We start from the raw sequence: 13,790 nt of genomic DNA, 5'->3' as shown, positions 1-13,790 counted from the left end.
TAGCACGAAAGAACCATACGGAGACTTGAACGATGGGCAAACTGTCCCTCGCCGCGAAAATCACGCACGTGCCGTCGATGTACCTGTCGGAATTGCCCGGCAGGCATCACGGTTGCCGCGAAGCGGCGATCCGCGGCCATCAATTGATCGGCGAGCGCTGCCGCGCGCTCGGCGTCGACACGATCGTCGTGTCGGACGTGCACTGGCTCGTCAACGCCGGCTATCACGTGAACTGCAATGCGCGGTTCGCGGGCACGTACACGAGCAACGAGCTGCCGCATTTCATTCGCGACATGGAATACGCGTATCCGGGCAACCCGGCGCTCGGCCGGCTGATCGCCGAGACGGCCAGCGCGCGTGGCGTCGCGACGCGCGCACACGAGATCGACAGCCTCGAACTCGAATACGGCACGCTCGTGCCGATGCGCTACATGAACGCCGACCAGCACTTCAAGGTCGTGTCGATCGCCGGCTGGTGCATGTGGCATCAGCTCGACGAAAGCCGGCGCTTCGGCGAGGCGCTGCTCGAAGCGATCGAGAAGAGCGATTCGAACGTTGCGTTTCTCGCGAGCGGTTCGCTGTCGCACCGCTTCAACGACAACGGCAGCCCCGAGGAATCGATTCACCAGATCAGCCGCGAATTCTTCCGGCAGGTCGACCTGCGCGTGGTCGAGCTGTGGAAGCAGGGGGATTTCAAGACCTTCTGCGCGATGCTGCCGGAGTACAACACGCATTGCCACGGCGAAGGCGGGATGCACGACACGGCGATGCTGCTCGGCCTGCTGGGCTGGGATCGTTACGACAAGCCGGTCGAGATCGTCACCGACTATTTCGCGAGTTCGGGTACCGGGCAGATCAATGCGATCTTCCCGCTGGCCTGAGCGCCGCGCCACGCATTCGACTGGAGACTTGCCATGCCACATATCGTCGTCGAATACACCGCGAACATCCGCGACGACGCGCGCATTCCCGCGCTGCTGCGCACGATCAACGCGACGCTGATAGCACAGGGCGGCGTGTTCCCGACGGGCGGCATCCGCTCGCGGGCGATCGAACTGCAGGACTACTGCGTGGCCGACGGCACGGAAGACGACGCGTTCGTGCACGTGACGCTGAAGATCGGCTCGGGCCGCAGCGACGCGCAGAAAAAGGCCGCGTGCGACGCGCTGTTCGACGCGATCAAGGCGCATTTCGCGGAGCTGTATGCGAAACGCTACCTCGCGCTGTCGATGGAACTGACCGAGTTCAGCGAAAGCGGCTCGTACAAGCACAACAACATCCACGCCCGCTACAAGCGGGCCGGCTGAACCCCATTCCCGATACGACCATGCTCGAACCCGCCCTCATCGACCAGCTCGCGCAGCGTCTGCACGACGCCGAGCGCGAGCGCAAGCAGATCCGCCAGATCTCGCTCGACCATCCCGACATCACGATCGACGACGCGTACGCGATCCAGCGCGCGTGGGTCGCCCTCAAGCTCGCCGAAGGCCGCACGCTGAAGGGCCACAAGATCGGCCTCACGTCGAAGGCGATGCAGAACACGTCGCAGATCGACGAGCCCGACTACGGCGCGCTGCTCGACGACATGTTCTTCGCCGACGGCGGCACGATCCCCACCGGGCGCTTCATCGTGCCGCGCGTCGAGGTCGAACTCGCGTTCGTGCTCGGCAAGCGGCTCACCGGCCCGGACTGCACGATCTTCGACGTGTACGACGCGGTCGACTACGTGGTGCCTGCGCTCGAGATCATCGACGCGCGCAGCCAGTCGATCGACCCCGATACGAAACGGCCGCGCAAGGTATTCGACACGATCGCCGACAACGCGGCGAATGCAGGCGTCGTGATCGGCGGGCGGCCCGTGAAACCGCAGGACGTCGACCTGCGCTGGGTCGCGGCGATCATGTCGCGCAACGGCGTGGTCGAGGAAACGGGCGTCGCGGCCGGCGTGCTGAACCATCCGGCGAACGGCGTGGCGTGGCTCGCGAACCGGTTGGCGCGCTTCGATGTCGCGCTGGAGCCGGGGCAGATCGTGCTCGGCGGCTCGTTCACACGGCCATGCGCGGCGCGGCCGGGCGACACGTTCAGTGTCGACTACGGCCCGCTCGGGACGATCCAGTGCTACTTCGAGTGAGGTGAGCGAACGATGCAGATTCCTACCAATGTCTTCAAGGCCGCGCTCGCGCGCGGCGACGCGCAGGTCGGGCTGTGGCTCGGGCTCGCGAATCCGTACAGCGCGGAAGTCGTCGCGGGCGCAGGGTTCGACTGGCTGCTGATCGACGGCGAGCATGCGCCGAACACGGTGCCGTCGATCCTCGCGCAACTGCAGGCGATCGCGCCGTACCCGTCGCAGCCGGTGGTGCGCGTGCCGTGGAACGATCCGGTGATCGTCAAGCAGGTGCTCGATCTCGGCGCGCAGACGCTGCTCGTGCCCATGGTGCAGAGCGCGGACGAAGCGCGCGCGGCGGTGGCGGCGACGCGTTATCCGCCGCATGGCATTCGTGGTGTCGGCAGTGCGCTGGCGCGTGCATCGCGATGGAATCGGGTGGGCGACTACCTGCATCGCGCGAACGACGAGATGGCCGTGCTCGTGCAGGTCGAGACGCGCGCGGGGCTCGACGCGATCGACGAGATTGCGCGGGTCGAGGGCGTGGACGGCGTGTTCATCGGACCGGCGGATCTCGCAGCCGATCTCGGGCATCTCGGCAATCCGGGGCACCCGGACGTGCAGGCCGCGATCGACGGTGCGATCCGCACGATCAAGGCTGCCGGCAAGGCGCCGGGCATTCTGAGTGCGGATGAAGCGGCCGCGCGGCGCTATCTGGAAGCGGGAGCGCTGTTTGTCGCAGTCGGGGTCGATACGACGTTGCTGGCGAGGGGGGCGGAGCGGTTGGCTGCGCAGTTCAAGGGGAATGGCGGCGATGCGGTGAAGAAGGGCGACGGGACGTATTGAACGAAACGGAGATACGGCTTTATAAAGGGGAACATCGATTTTCGTTTATTGCGATTTTCGTTTGTTTCGAATAAAATCGCGCCTTCTAGACCCCCCGTTTGGAGCGCGCGATGCCTCACACCACGATGTCCGAAACGATCTTGCCCGTCGAGCGCGAGATGCGGGCGGCTGTCGAAGGGCAGCGTGCGCTTGCTGCATACCTGGCGACGCGAACAGAAATACAGCATATCCAGATCTTCGACGATGAAAATCGCGCGCATCAGGTCGAACTTCCGACTTCCGCGCTGCGTCTGCTGGTCGATATCCTCGCCGAGTTGGCCGATGGCAATGCGGTCAAGGTCGTGCCGGTCCATGCGGAGCTGACGACACAGGAAGCGGCCGACCTGTTGAACGTTTCTCGTCCGCACCTGATCAAGCTGCTCGAATCGAATGCGCTTCCGCACCACAAGACCGGCAAGCATCGCCGCGTACGATTTTCCGATCTGATGCGTTACAAGGCGGAACGCGATCAGGCAAGCGCGGACGCGATGGAGGAATTGAGCCGGCAGGCGCAAGAGCACGGGATGGGGTACGAATGACGAGTTCGCCATTCACGGCGGTCTACGATGCGTGCGTGCTTTATCCCGCGCCGCTGCGCGATTTCCTGATGTGGCTCGCGTTGAGCGGCTGCTTTAGGGCGCGCTGGAGCAGTCGGATTCACGACGAGTGGAAGCGGAATCTGCTGCGTAACCGGGCCGACCTGACCGCCGCGCAACTCGACCGGACGGCAAGCCTGATGGATCGTGCGATACCCGACGCGCTAGTGACCGGATACGAAACGTTGATCGAAGGGCTAACGCTGCCGGATCCGGGCGATCGACACGTGCTTGCTGCCGCGATCCGCTGTAACGCCAGCGTGATCGTGACGTTTAATCAAAAGGATTTTCCCGACGAGGTGCTGTCGACCTACGGTGTCGAAGCACAGCACCCGGATGTGTTTGCCGACAATCTCTTCGATCTCGAGCCGGCCGCAGTTGTCACTGCCGCCCGACGGCAGCGCGAAACGCTCAAGCATCCGCCAATGTTGGTGGATCGCTATCTCGAGATCCTGCAGCGTCTGGGTATGGTTCAGACCTGCAAGGCACTCGAAGCCTATCGGATGATCATTTGAATTGCCCCGGATACGGCAAGCCGGTTCGAGTTTCTTGCCCGGCGCGCGTTGTCACCGCGCATCGTTCTTCGATTTCCCCCCGTCTTCCATATATTTCCCCGGCGTCGTCCCCAACGCCCGCCGGAACATGTCGATGAACGCGCTCACGTTGTCGTACCCGAGATCGAGCGCGATCGTCGTCACCGGCACGCCGTCGGCAATTCTCTCCAGCGCCCGCAGCAGCCTGGCCTGCTGACGCCACTGCGCGAACGTCAGCCCCGTCTCGGCGACGAAGCGACGGCTCATCGTCCGCGCGCTGATGCCGGCCCATTCGGCCCATTCCTCCAACCGCCGGTTGTCCGCGAGATCCGCGGCCAGCGCGTCGGTAATCCGCATCAGCCGCGGGTCCTGCGGCCGCACCAGCCCCAACGCCTCGACTTCCGACGATGCGATTTCATCGAGGATCACGTTGGCGATCCGGGTTCGCGCGGCATCCAGTTCCGAGCCATCCCAACTCGCCGCGCGCTGCACGGCTTCGCGCAGCAGAGGCGTCGTCCGGATCGCGCGCGGGGTATCCGGCAGCGCCGCGCAGCGCGCTTCGGCGACGAACGCCGACCAACCGGAAATCGGCCCGAACGAGTTCAGCGAATGCCGGCAATGCGGCGGAATCCAGATCGCATGGATCGCCGGCACGACCCAGTCCTGATCGTCGAGGCCGATCGTCAGCAACCCGCTCAGCGCGCCGACGAGCTGGCCGCGCGCATGCGAATGGGGTGGCGTCACGCGCGGGTCGCGTTGCGACAGCACGGCGGCGACCACGAACGGGCCATCGTCGGACGCGATGAAGCGGGCGGGCAGGAGCGGATCGGACATGGCCGGATATCGGTATCGAATGGCGGTTATACCGGAGATCGGCCGGATTTGCACGCCTACACTGCGTCCATCGATGACAACCGGAGTGCGACACGATGCGAGCCGAACAGATGCTTCCCGACCAGACCGACCGGATCACGATCGGCGATACGACGATCCGCAAAGGGACCGTCGGCGCGTTCCTGGTCAACGCGCGAGTGCTGACCGACCCGAACGCCGCGCCGGCCGACCGGGCGCGTGCGGAGGCCGACGCGATCGATGCGTTGCCCGCGCTGCGGGCGCTCGGCCTGTTCGACGTGCTGGAAGTGCGTGATCCCGCGCTGCGCGCGTGGCTCGACGCACGCTGATGCGCACCGGAACGGTCGATCGAGATCCCCGAATCAAGGAGTCACCATGAAAGCAGCAGTCGTGACGGGCGCCGGCGAGCGTCCCGTTCATATGGAATTCGATGCGCCGAGCGCGATGCCGGGCCACAGCCTGATCGACGTGACGGCGTCCGCATTGAGCCGGATCGCGCAGGCGCGTGCGTCCGGCAAGCATTACTCGTCGGATGCACGCTATCCGTTCGTCGTTGGCGTCGACGGTGTCGGCCGTCTCGACGATGGTCGACGCGTCTACTTCTTCGGTGCGCCTGCGCCGTTCGGAGCGATGGCCGAACGCACGATCGCGCCCGATACGCAGTGCGTGCCGCTGCCGGATACGCTCGACGATGTCACGGCTGCCGCGATCGCGATTCCGGGGATGTCGTCGTGGGCGGCGCTGACCGAGCGTGCCCGGCTCGTCGCGGGTGAGACGGTGCTCGTCAACGGTGCGACGGGCGCGTCAGGGCGGCTGGCAGTGCGGATCGCGAAACATCTCGGCGCCGCGAAGGTAATCGCGACGGGGCGCAACGCGGCTGCGTTGCAGGCCTTGCTTAACGCCGGCGCGGATGCCGTCGTGTCGCTGCAGCAGGACGACGCGCATCTGGCGCGTGCGCTCGAACCGCATTTCCGCGAAGGCGTGGATGTCGTGCTCGATTATCTGTGGGGGGCCAGCGCGCAGACGCTGCTGGTGGCCGCCGCGAAGGCGACGCCGGATGGCCGCCGGCTGCGTTTCGTGCAGATCGGCTCGATCGGCGGCGCGGACGTGCTGTTGCCGGGTGCCGTATTGCGGGCAACCGCGATCGAACTGATGGGCAGTGGCATCGGCAGCGTGTCCCTCCAGCGTTTGCTGGCGTCGGTGCGCGGCGTGTTCGACGCGGCCGGCCCGGCGGGGCTGGCACTCGAAACGCGCACGGTACCGCTGTCGGCGGTCGGTGAACACTGGAGCGATGTGAACAGTCTGGTGCGCCCGGTGTTCACGATGCACGGTGAGTGACCGGCCAAGGGCCGCGGAGGGGGCGTCGTGTGCGCTGGCGAAGGCAGCCGAGCATCCGTCGTCACGCTGACGTGTGCGACGGATGCGAAGCAGGGTGGCACATGCGCAATTGACCGCGAAAAACGGGTGGCGCGACGCGAAGATCGCCCGCCGCCCGCCGCGCCAAACTCAGAACCGCTGCTGAATCCCTGCCGTGACACCGACCTGCGTGGTGCCGTAGCCCGCGAAATCACGCGACACGCCGACCTTCTGGTCGTGCTTCGCGATCGCGAACGCGCCGGCTGCATACAGCACCGTGCGCTTCGACAGCGCGTAGTTCGCACGCATCGACACCAGCGTCGGATCGGCATCGCTGCCGCCCTTGACGTTCTGGTGATAGACGGCCGCGATCAACGAGAACGCCGGCGTGAACTGATACGACCCGCCGACCCAGTAAGTGTCGCTCAACTGGTTCGCCGCCGTGGTGCGGAACGTGCGCTTGTAGTTGCGATAGCCGGCCATCGTCTTCAGGTTGCCGAAGTCGTAGCTCAGGCCCGCGTGGATGCCCTGGATATAGTTGACGGTATCGACCGGCGTGATGCTGTCGGCCGCGCCGTTCTGCCGGTCGAACGTGACCACCGCCGCGAACGGGCCTTTCTCGTAGCCGAGTGCGAAGTCGTATTTCGAGCTGGTCTTCACGCTGCCCGGCACGTTGCCGAAGCCGTACATCGCGCCGAACTTGACGCCGCTGAATTCGCCGTCATAGCGCACGGCGTTCGACGAGCGCGTGAACATGCCGTCCTTGCGGCCGCCGGTGGCCATCGACGACGTCGCCCACGAGTAGTTCTGCGCGTAACCCATCGGGTCGAACGGCAGCATGTAGTCGTACGTGACGGTGTAGTTGCGGCCGAGCGTCAGTTCGCCCCATTTGCCTTTCAGGCCGACCGTCGCGCGGCGCGCGAAGATCGAGTCGGGGCCGTCGTCGAATGCGCCGTTCGCGAGATCGATCCCGCTTTCGAGGCGGAACACGGCCTTCAGCCCGCCGCCGAGATCCTCGACGCCACGCAGACCCCAGCGCGACGTATTCTTGTTGCCCGACTTCAGCTTGACCGAACTGCCGCCCTCCGGCGCCGCGTGGTTCGTGTACTCGATGCCGGCATCCATGATCCCGTACATCGTGACCGACGACTGCGCGTGCGCGGCGCCCGCCGCGAGGCCGGCGACGGCCGCCGATCCGGTCAGGACGGCGGTGCGAAGGGTACGTTCTGCGCGTGACTTCATTGACGGTGTCTCCTTGGTTCTTGTGGGTTGGGTGAAACGGATACGCAGCGCGCAGCACGCCACGGCGGACGCCGTGAAGCGCCCGCCGAACCAGGTGCGAAATCGAAACGGGATACGCGCTGAAATGCCTGCGCGGCGGCGCGTGGGCCGCCGCGCGCCGGTCAGCCCGCTTTCGCGAACGCCCAGCAGTCGTTGGTCGGGAATTCGATCCAGTGCTTGCCCGCTGCGCGCGGCACGTGGCCGAACGCGCGCAGGCGCATCTCGCCGCAATGGAACAGGTATTCCCAACGGTCGCCGAGATACATCGACGTGACGAGATCGGCCTGCAGCCGGTTCGCGCCCGGGCCGTCGGCAACCTGCACGCGTTCGAGGCGGATCACGGCCTGCGCGTCCTGACCGGGCGCGAACGTGTCGCGGGCGAGCGCCTGCAGTTCCCAGCCGTCGCCGGCGAGCGTCACGCGTTCGCCGTCGACGGCAGCGACGCGCGCGTCGATCCGGTTGTTGCTGCCCATGAACTCGGCCGTGTACAGCGAGCGAGGCGCGCCGTACAACTCGGCCGGCGTGCCTTCCTGCTCGATGCGGCCATTGCGCAGCAGCAGGATGCGATCGGACATCGCCATCGCCTCGGTCTGGTCGTGCGTCACGCACAGGGCGGACAACCCGAGCGACACGATCAGCTCGCGCAGCCACGCACGCGCTTCCTCGCGCAGCTTCGCGTCGAGGTTCGACAGCGGCTCGTCGAGCAGGATCACCGGCGGGTTGTAGACGAGCGCGCGCGCAATCGCGACGCGCTGCTGCTGGCCGCCCGACAGCTGATGCGGGAAGCGTTCCGCGAGATGGCCGAGGCCGAGCTGGTCGAGCGCGGTCTGCACGCGGCGCTTCTGTTCGGCCGGCGCTACGCGGCGCAGCTTCAGCCCGTAGCCGACGTTCTCGGCGACGGTGCGGTGCGGCCACAGCGCGTACGACTGGAACACGAGGCCGAGCGAGCGCTGCTCGACGGGCAGGTCGACGCGCTGCGCGCCGTCGAAGAACACGCGGTCGTCGAGCTGGATGCGGCCGTCGGACGGCTGTTCGAGGCCGGCCACTGCGCGCAGCAGCGTGGTCTTGCCGCTGCCCGACGCGCCGAGCAGGCACACGACTTCGCCGGCCTTCAGTTCGAACGACACGCCCTTGAGGATCGGATTGGCGCCGTAGCTGAGGTGCAGGTCGTCGACGATGAGCTTATCCATGAAGTTTCACTCCGAAACGCAGGGCCACGCCGAGACCGGCGCCGACCATCGCGATGTTGATGACAGAAAGCGCGGCGACCTGGTCGACGGCGCCGGTCGCCCACAGCGACACGAGCAGCGCGCCAATCACTTCGGTGCCGGGCGACAGCAGGTAGACGGCCGTCGAGTATTCGCGCTCGAAGATCATGAAGATCAGGAGCCACGCGGCGAGCAGGCCGAAGCGCACGAGCGGCAGCGTCACGTCGAGCGACACGCGGCTGCGGGTCGCCCCGACGCTGCGGCCGGCTTCCTCGAGCTCGGGGCCGACCTGCAGCAGCGCGCTCTGGATGAGCCGCATCCCGTACGCGAGCCACACGACCGTGTACGCGATCCAGATGCTCCACATCGAGTTCTTCAGTTCGCGCAGGCCGGGCACGAACAGGAAGATCCACAGGAACGCGAGGCCGGCGAGCAGGCCGGGCACCGCGCGCGGCAGCAGCACGAGGTAGTCGAGCAGCTTGGTGGCCCAGTCGGGGCGGCGGTGGCCGGCGAACGCGACGAGCGAGTAGAAGCCGACCGCGAGCGCACCGCCGATCACGCCGATGCCGAGCGTGTTGACGATCGCGCGCACCAGGTTGTCCTGCTCGAACAGCTCGATGAAGTTCGACAGCGTCAGCACTTCGGCGAGCGCGACGCCTTCGCCCCAGTTGGTCACGAACGCGCGCAGCACGATGCCCGAGATCGGCACGATCACGGTCAGCATCAGCCACAGCGCGACGATCGCGAGCGCGACCCAGCGCCACACGCCGAGCGGTAGCACCGTCGCGCGGCCGGCCTTGCCCTTCACGGTGACGAAGCGGTTCGCGGTCTTCAGCAGCCGGCGCTGCAGCAGCACGAGCGGGAACGTGATCGCGACGATGCACACGGCGACCGCGGCCATCAGGTGATACGACGGCACGCCGAGCTTGTTGGTCAGCTTGTACAGGTAGGTCGCGAGCACGAGGTGGCCTTCCGGATCGCCGAGCACGAGCGGCAGCCCGAACACCTCGAAGCCAAGGAAGAACACGAGCACGCCGGCGAACAGCAGCGCGGGCATCGTCATCGGCAGGCTCACGTCGAGCGCGACGCGGAACGGGCGGGCGCCCGCCACGCGCGCGGCTTCCTCGACGTCCGAGCCGAGGTTGCGCAGCGCGGCCGACGAATACAGGTACACGTGCGGCACGTGCGTGAGGCCGACGATCACCGTGATCGCGAAGATCGAGTAGACGTTCCATGGAACGTTCTGCACCCCGAACAGTTCCTTGAACCACACCGAGTAGAAGCCGACCGGGCCGGCCGCGACCACGTAGCCGAACGCGAGCACCATCGGCGACACGAACACGGGCGTGAGCAGCAGCGGTTCGAGCCAGCGGCGGCCGGGCAGGTCGGTGCGCACCATCAGGAACGCGAGGATGCCGCCGAGCGGGATCGAGATGAACAGCATCCCGCCGGCGATGATGAACGAGTTCTTCACGGCCGACCAGAAGTCGGGGTCGTTGAAGATGAAGCGGAAACCTTCGATGCCGAGTGCCTTGTTCACATCGAAGAACGGCGCGGACAGCAGGCTCTGGAACAGGATGAAGCCGAGCGGCAGCGCGACCGCGATGGTCAGCACCGCGACGACGATCCAGCGCAGCATGCCGGCCAGCGGCTGCAGGCTGTTGACCGGCAACGCGGGAATCGCGCTGCCCTGGCCGGTAGAGGGCGGAACGGCCGGCGCCGTTCCGCGTGTACTGGTTGAAAGCATGAGTTCGCCCCTGCGGCCATCCGGATGGCCGCCTCTAGGAAGTCGGTAAGGGGAAGGGGCCGCCCGCGCGGTGTGTGGCGGGCGCCCGAGGGTCAACCGATCAGCTGCTCAGCGGATCAGCGCTTGATCGACTGCTGCCATTGCTTCAGGAAGGCAAGCCGCTTCGACTGGTCGAGATAGACGAGCAGGCCGGTGCCGATCTGGATCGGCTTCAGCGAATCGCCGAGTTCCTTCGAGAGGCTCGCGGCCGACGTTTCGCCCGTCACGTCCGCGCGGATCGCGTACAGGTTGGCCTGGTTCGCGATCAGCGTCTGGCCGCGCTTCGACAGCAGGTAGTCGACCCACAGCTTCGCGGCGTTCGGGTTCTTCGCCTTCTTCGACACCGTGGCGAGGCGGCTCACGACCTGTGTGTAGTCCTTCGGAAACACATAGCCGATCGACTTGTCCTTCTTCGCCTTTGCGTACGCATACGAACCGATGATGTTGTAGCCGATCAGGTTCTCGCCCGACGAGATCCGCTCCATCATCGCGCCCGTGCTCGACTGCAGCTTCGGGCCGGTCGCGCCGATCGCCTTCACGAGCTCCCACGTGACCTTCTCGTTCACGTGCGCGTCCTGCGTCAGGTAGTTGAAGCCGACGCCCGATTTCTCGATGTCGTAGGTCGTGACCTTGCCCTTGAACTTGTCGGCCTGGGAGGTGAGCAGCTTGATCAGCTCGGCGCGCGTAGTCGGCGCTTCGTTCTCGGGGATCAGGCGCTTGTTGTAGACGATCGCAAGCGGCTCGAACGTGGTGCCGTACGCCTGCTTCTGGTATTGCGACCATTGCGGCAGGTTCGGGCTTTCCGGCGAATCGTACGACGCCATCAGGCCGTCGTTGACGAGCTTGACCTGCAGGTCCATCGCCGAGCTCCACAGCACGTCGGCGCTGGTGCTGCTCGCCGCGTTCTCGCTGATGTAGCGGTTGTACAGCTCGGTGCTGTTCATGTCGTTGTACTCGACCTTGACGCCGTACAGGCTTTCGAAGTCCTTGATCAGCGGGCGCACGAGGCCCGTGTCGGTCGTCGAGTAGACGATCAGCTTGCCTTCCTTCTTCGCGGCGTCGATCACGCCCTGGTAACTCCCCGGATACCCGGCCGGAACCTGCGCGGCGGCGCTGCCGGCGGCAGTGCCCAGAACGACCGCCAGCGCGGCGGCGAGGTGCTTCGGTGCAAACGGCATGTCTTCCTCCAGTTACGTCTAGGTGTTGTTCGAGTGGAGCGGATGTTAATTGCGGCGCACTTTCAGCCTGCTTTCATTTCGATTCACAATCGCGTCCTTTGTGTCATGGATTTCCCGAGGTCGAAGCGGCGGCGGCCGCGCGTTTCGCGGCGCGCGGCACGATCTGGCAAGGGCGGGAAGCGGGTTGCCGGCGGGTGCGGCAAGGATGGCTGGGGCGGCTAGGGGCTGTTCACGCGTAGAGCAAATAATTCCGTCACTCCAGAATCCTCGTGGATCAAGGCTTCCGGCCCGCGAATTGACGACTTTATCGACAAACTCACCGAATTAATGTCGTCACTTCGTCTATGTCCGAAGCAAAATCGTCAATTCGCGTCGTACACTCCCCAGCACGACCGTAGAGCTATGATTTATATGCGATTCGCGGTTTGCGAATCGTTCGGTAGCGACGCCTCACCCGGGATACGCGCTGGAGGACTGTATGGCCGGTGGCGGCTCGGCTGCTACAGACGGCTTCCGGCCAACAAGAGTCCATCGATCGGCCAGATTAAGCGACAGTCATGCGACGCCTTTTAACTTTGAAACGGTCATTCAGAATTAAGCAGACAGAATGACGGTATCAAGAGTGTTCTCCGTCGTCTCCGGGACTCTGCTCGCGACGTGCTTGGGCGGCAGAAGAGCGTAATACGGGTGTCCGCGCTCTTCCCGAAGAAGAAAACATGCCTGTAATAAGAATCGCTTCTGGTGATGACGACCCAGAATCTCACAACCCAGCTGCTGCTGTAATGGCTCACATGCTCGCGAGGGCATCCGGGGCGGTCACACGGATTCCAGCGACGGGGAAAATTGCTAAACCTGAAAAGACGCGACCGGGAAATCCAAATCAGCTGACAGTCAAACAGCATGTGTTCCCCGTGCGGAGCATGCTCCCGTTTGTCGATTTGTGTGGCAACTCCTGCAACGCCGGGCGTAAATGGGTCAATACTGGATAGGGTGAAGGTCACTACGACACTTGCACGAGATGTGGTTGCACCGGATACATCGGATGTTCCGCGTGTAGTGGAACGGGCACTGTTCCATACCGTAATTGCCAGGGCAGGGGGCGATGGGTGGAGCGCCAATGGTTTTAAATCTGCGAGCGCATTATGAAGGGAACTCGTCGAGGAAGCCTTTCCTTTTATCTATTAGATGCGCCTCGTTTGATCGATAACTAACTTGTAATCTCAGCGAATGACGGCTCAACCCTCAGAAGCCGTCGTTACCGTGTTGCCAGATCGTAAGTCGCAAGGAGCCCTTCGGGCGGCTCCACAACGGGTGCCGAACTGGATATCCTGCTGCAGAAGCGGCGCGACAAGGTCGCAGCCAAGCGCTTTTTCCAGCGTGTGCTGCGTTCCTGTCCGGCACCGCGCAAGATCGTCACCGACCAGTTACGCAGCTACCCGGCTGCCAAGGCTGGCATCCCCGAGCTCGCCAACGTCAAGCACGTGTTCGTGAAGGCCGCTGCCCGCGTGAACAACCGCGCCGAGAACAGTCATCAGCCGACCCGCGAACGCGAGCGGCGCTTCAAGGGCTTTCGCGACCCGAAACGCACTCAGGCCTTCCTGTCGAACTTCGGGCCGATCCGCCAGCACTTCGCCCTGAAGCGGCATCTGCTGCGCGCATCGCTCTACCGCAAACAGCTTGCCGCACGCTTCGCAATCTGGTGAGAATTCACCAGTGACGCCCGGAGTCCACCTGCAGTCTGAGGGAATCATTTACGTTCTCACCAAGCGCTACTTGCAGCCGCCAAGTTGACAGTGCCGTTCAAGGCGCTGCCGCTCGCGAAAGCCGCCGACGACTACGAAGCAGTGCTGCCATGGAAGCTCGGCAAGCCCGCCGGGAAACCGAAGACGTGATCGCTAGCCGATCGGGCGCGACGGCGCACCGTGCGGGTTTATCGATCGCTTACCCTAAACCCAAGCAGATTACTGCCGTTAATGAACATTACAAAATGCATTCATAATCACGGCGGCAG

Annotated in this window: 13 protein-coding genes and 1 pseudogene; 9 read left to right on the top strand and 5 right to left on the bottom strand. The window is 64.8% G+C overall.

Annotated elements, in window-relative coordinates; translation table 11 throughout:
- The first annotated feature begins 32 nt into the window (after positions 1-32).
- The 6 genes from hpaD to ACPTTF_RS25705 all read left to right on the top strand — a co-directional run bounded on the left by hpaD (position 33) and on the right by ACPTTF_RS25705 (position 4,100).
- Positions 33-881: a 3,4-dihydroxyphenylacetate 2,3-dioxygenase gene (gene hpaD / locus ACPTTF_RS25730; RefSeq protein WP_166953047.1), complete on the top strand. Its 849-nt coding sequence runs from the start codon at positions 33-35 to the stop codon at positions 879-881.
- A 33-nt stretch (positions 882-914) separates the two neighbouring features.
- Positions 915-1,307, top strand: a complete 393-nt coding sequence (locus tag ACPTTF_RS25725; protein WP_027791434.1) for a 5-carboxymethyl-2-hydroxymuconate Delta-isomerase — start codon at positions 915-917, stop codon at positions 1,305-1,307.
- A gap of 20 nt (positions 1,308-1,327) precedes the next feature.
- Positions 1,328-2,131 (top strand): 2-oxo-hept-4-ene-1,7-dioate hydratase, encoded by an 804-nt coding sequence (gene hpaH / locus ACPTTF_RS25720; RefSeq protein ID WP_423368749.1) that lies wholly within the window; start codon positions 1,328-1,330, stop codon positions 2,129-2,131.
- Positions 2,132-2,143: 12 nt separating this feature from the next.
- Complete coding sequence (hpaI, locus tag ACPTTF_RS25715; protein ID WP_423368748.1) at positions 2,144-2,950, top strand: 4-hydroxy-2-oxoheptanedioate aldolase; 807 nt, start codon at positions 2,144-2,146, stop codon at positions 2,948-2,950.
- Between the two features lie 110 nt (positions 2,951-3,060).
- Entirely contained in the window at positions 3,061-3,528 is a 468-nt protein-coding gene (locus ACPTTF_RS25710) for a helix-turn-helix domain-containing protein (RefSeq protein WP_423369879.1), read from the top strand.
- The gene (locus ACPTTF_RS25705) at positions 3,525-4,100 is read left to right on the top strand and encodes a PIN domain-containing protein (protein ID WP_423368747.1); all 576 of its coding nucleotides are present in this window, start codon (positions 3,525-3,527) and stop codon (positions 4,098-4,100) included. The genes ACPTTF_RS25710 and ACPTTF_RS25705 overlap by 4 nt, the downstream gene beginning before the upstream one ends.
- A gap of 51 nt (positions 4,101-4,151) precedes the next feature.
- Here ACPTTF_RS25705 and ACPTTF_RS25700 read toward each other — a convergent pair whose 3' ends face one another.
- Entirely contained in the window at positions 4,152-4,952 is an 801-nt protein-coding gene (locus ACPTTF_RS25700; RefSeq protein ID WP_423368746.1) for an AraC family transcriptional regulator, read from the bottom strand.
- Positions 4,953-5,047: 95 nt separating this feature from the next.
- On the opposite strand from ACPTTF_RS25700, the gene ACPTTF_RS25695 reads away from it, so the two are divergent.
- Positions 5,048-5,299, top strand: coding sequence for a hypothetical protein (locus ACPTTF_RS25695; RefSeq protein ID WP_166953041.1), 252 nt, complete (start codon positions 5,048-5,050; stop codon positions 5,297-5,299).
- A 46-nt stretch (positions 5,300-5,345) separates the two neighbouring features.
- Positions 5,346-6,308 (top strand): quinone oxidoreductase family protein, encoded by a 963-nt coding sequence (locus tag ACPTTF_RS25690; RefSeq protein ID WP_423368745.1) that lies wholly within the window; start codon positions 5,346-5,348, stop codon positions 6,306-6,308.
- A 168-nt stretch (positions 6,309-6,476) separates the two neighbouring features.
- On the opposite strand, the gene ACPTTF_RS25685 is transcribed toward ACPTTF_RS25690, so the two are convergent.
- The 4 genes from ACPTTF_RS25685 to ACPTTF_RS25670 all read right to left on the bottom strand — a co-directional run bounded on the left by ACPTTF_RS25685 (position 6,477) and on the right by ACPTTF_RS25670 (position 11,779).
- Complete coding sequence (locus ACPTTF_RS25685) at positions 6,477-7,568, bottom strand: porin (protein ID WP_423368744.1); 1,092 nt, start codon at positions 7,566-7,568, stop codon at positions 6,477-6,479.
- A gap of 161 nt (positions 7,569-7,729) precedes the next feature.
- Positions 7,730-8,797, bottom strand: a complete 1,068-nt coding sequence (locus ACPTTF_RS25680; protein ID WP_166953036.1) for an ABC transporter ATP-binding protein — start codon at positions 8,795-8,797, stop codon at positions 7,730-7,732.
- Entirely contained in the window at positions 8,790-10,562 is a 1,773-nt protein-coding gene (locus tag ACPTTF_RS25675) for an ABC transporter permease (protein WP_423368743.1), read from the bottom strand. Before ACPTTF_RS25675 ends, ACPTTF_RS25680 begins: the two co-directional genes overlap by 8 nt.
- A 116-nt stretch (positions 10,563-10,678) precedes the next feature.
- A complete protein-coding gene (locus ACPTTF_RS25670) occupies positions 10,679-11,779 on the bottom strand; it encodes an ABC transporter substrate-binding protein (RefSeq protein ID WP_423368742.1) in 1,101 nt (366 codons plus the stop codon).
- Positions 11,780-13,089: 1,310 nt separating this feature from the next.
- Here ACPTTF_RS25670 and ACPTTF_RS25665 point away from each other — a divergent pair.
- Positions 13,090-13,482: pseudogene (locus tag ACPTTF_RS25665) on the top strand (DDE-type integrase/transposase/recombinase); the annotation flags it as partial.
- Positions 13,483-13,790 lie beyond the last annotated feature (308 nt).

This window comes from Burkholderia crassaminum (genome assembly GCF_964265005.1).
Lineage (GTDB): Bacteria > Pseudomonadota > Gammaproteobacteria > Burkholderiales > Burkholderiaceae > Burkholderia.
The sequence above is the reverse complement of the archived record's forward strand: the minus strand, read 5'-3'. Positions and strand labels throughout refer to the sequence as shown.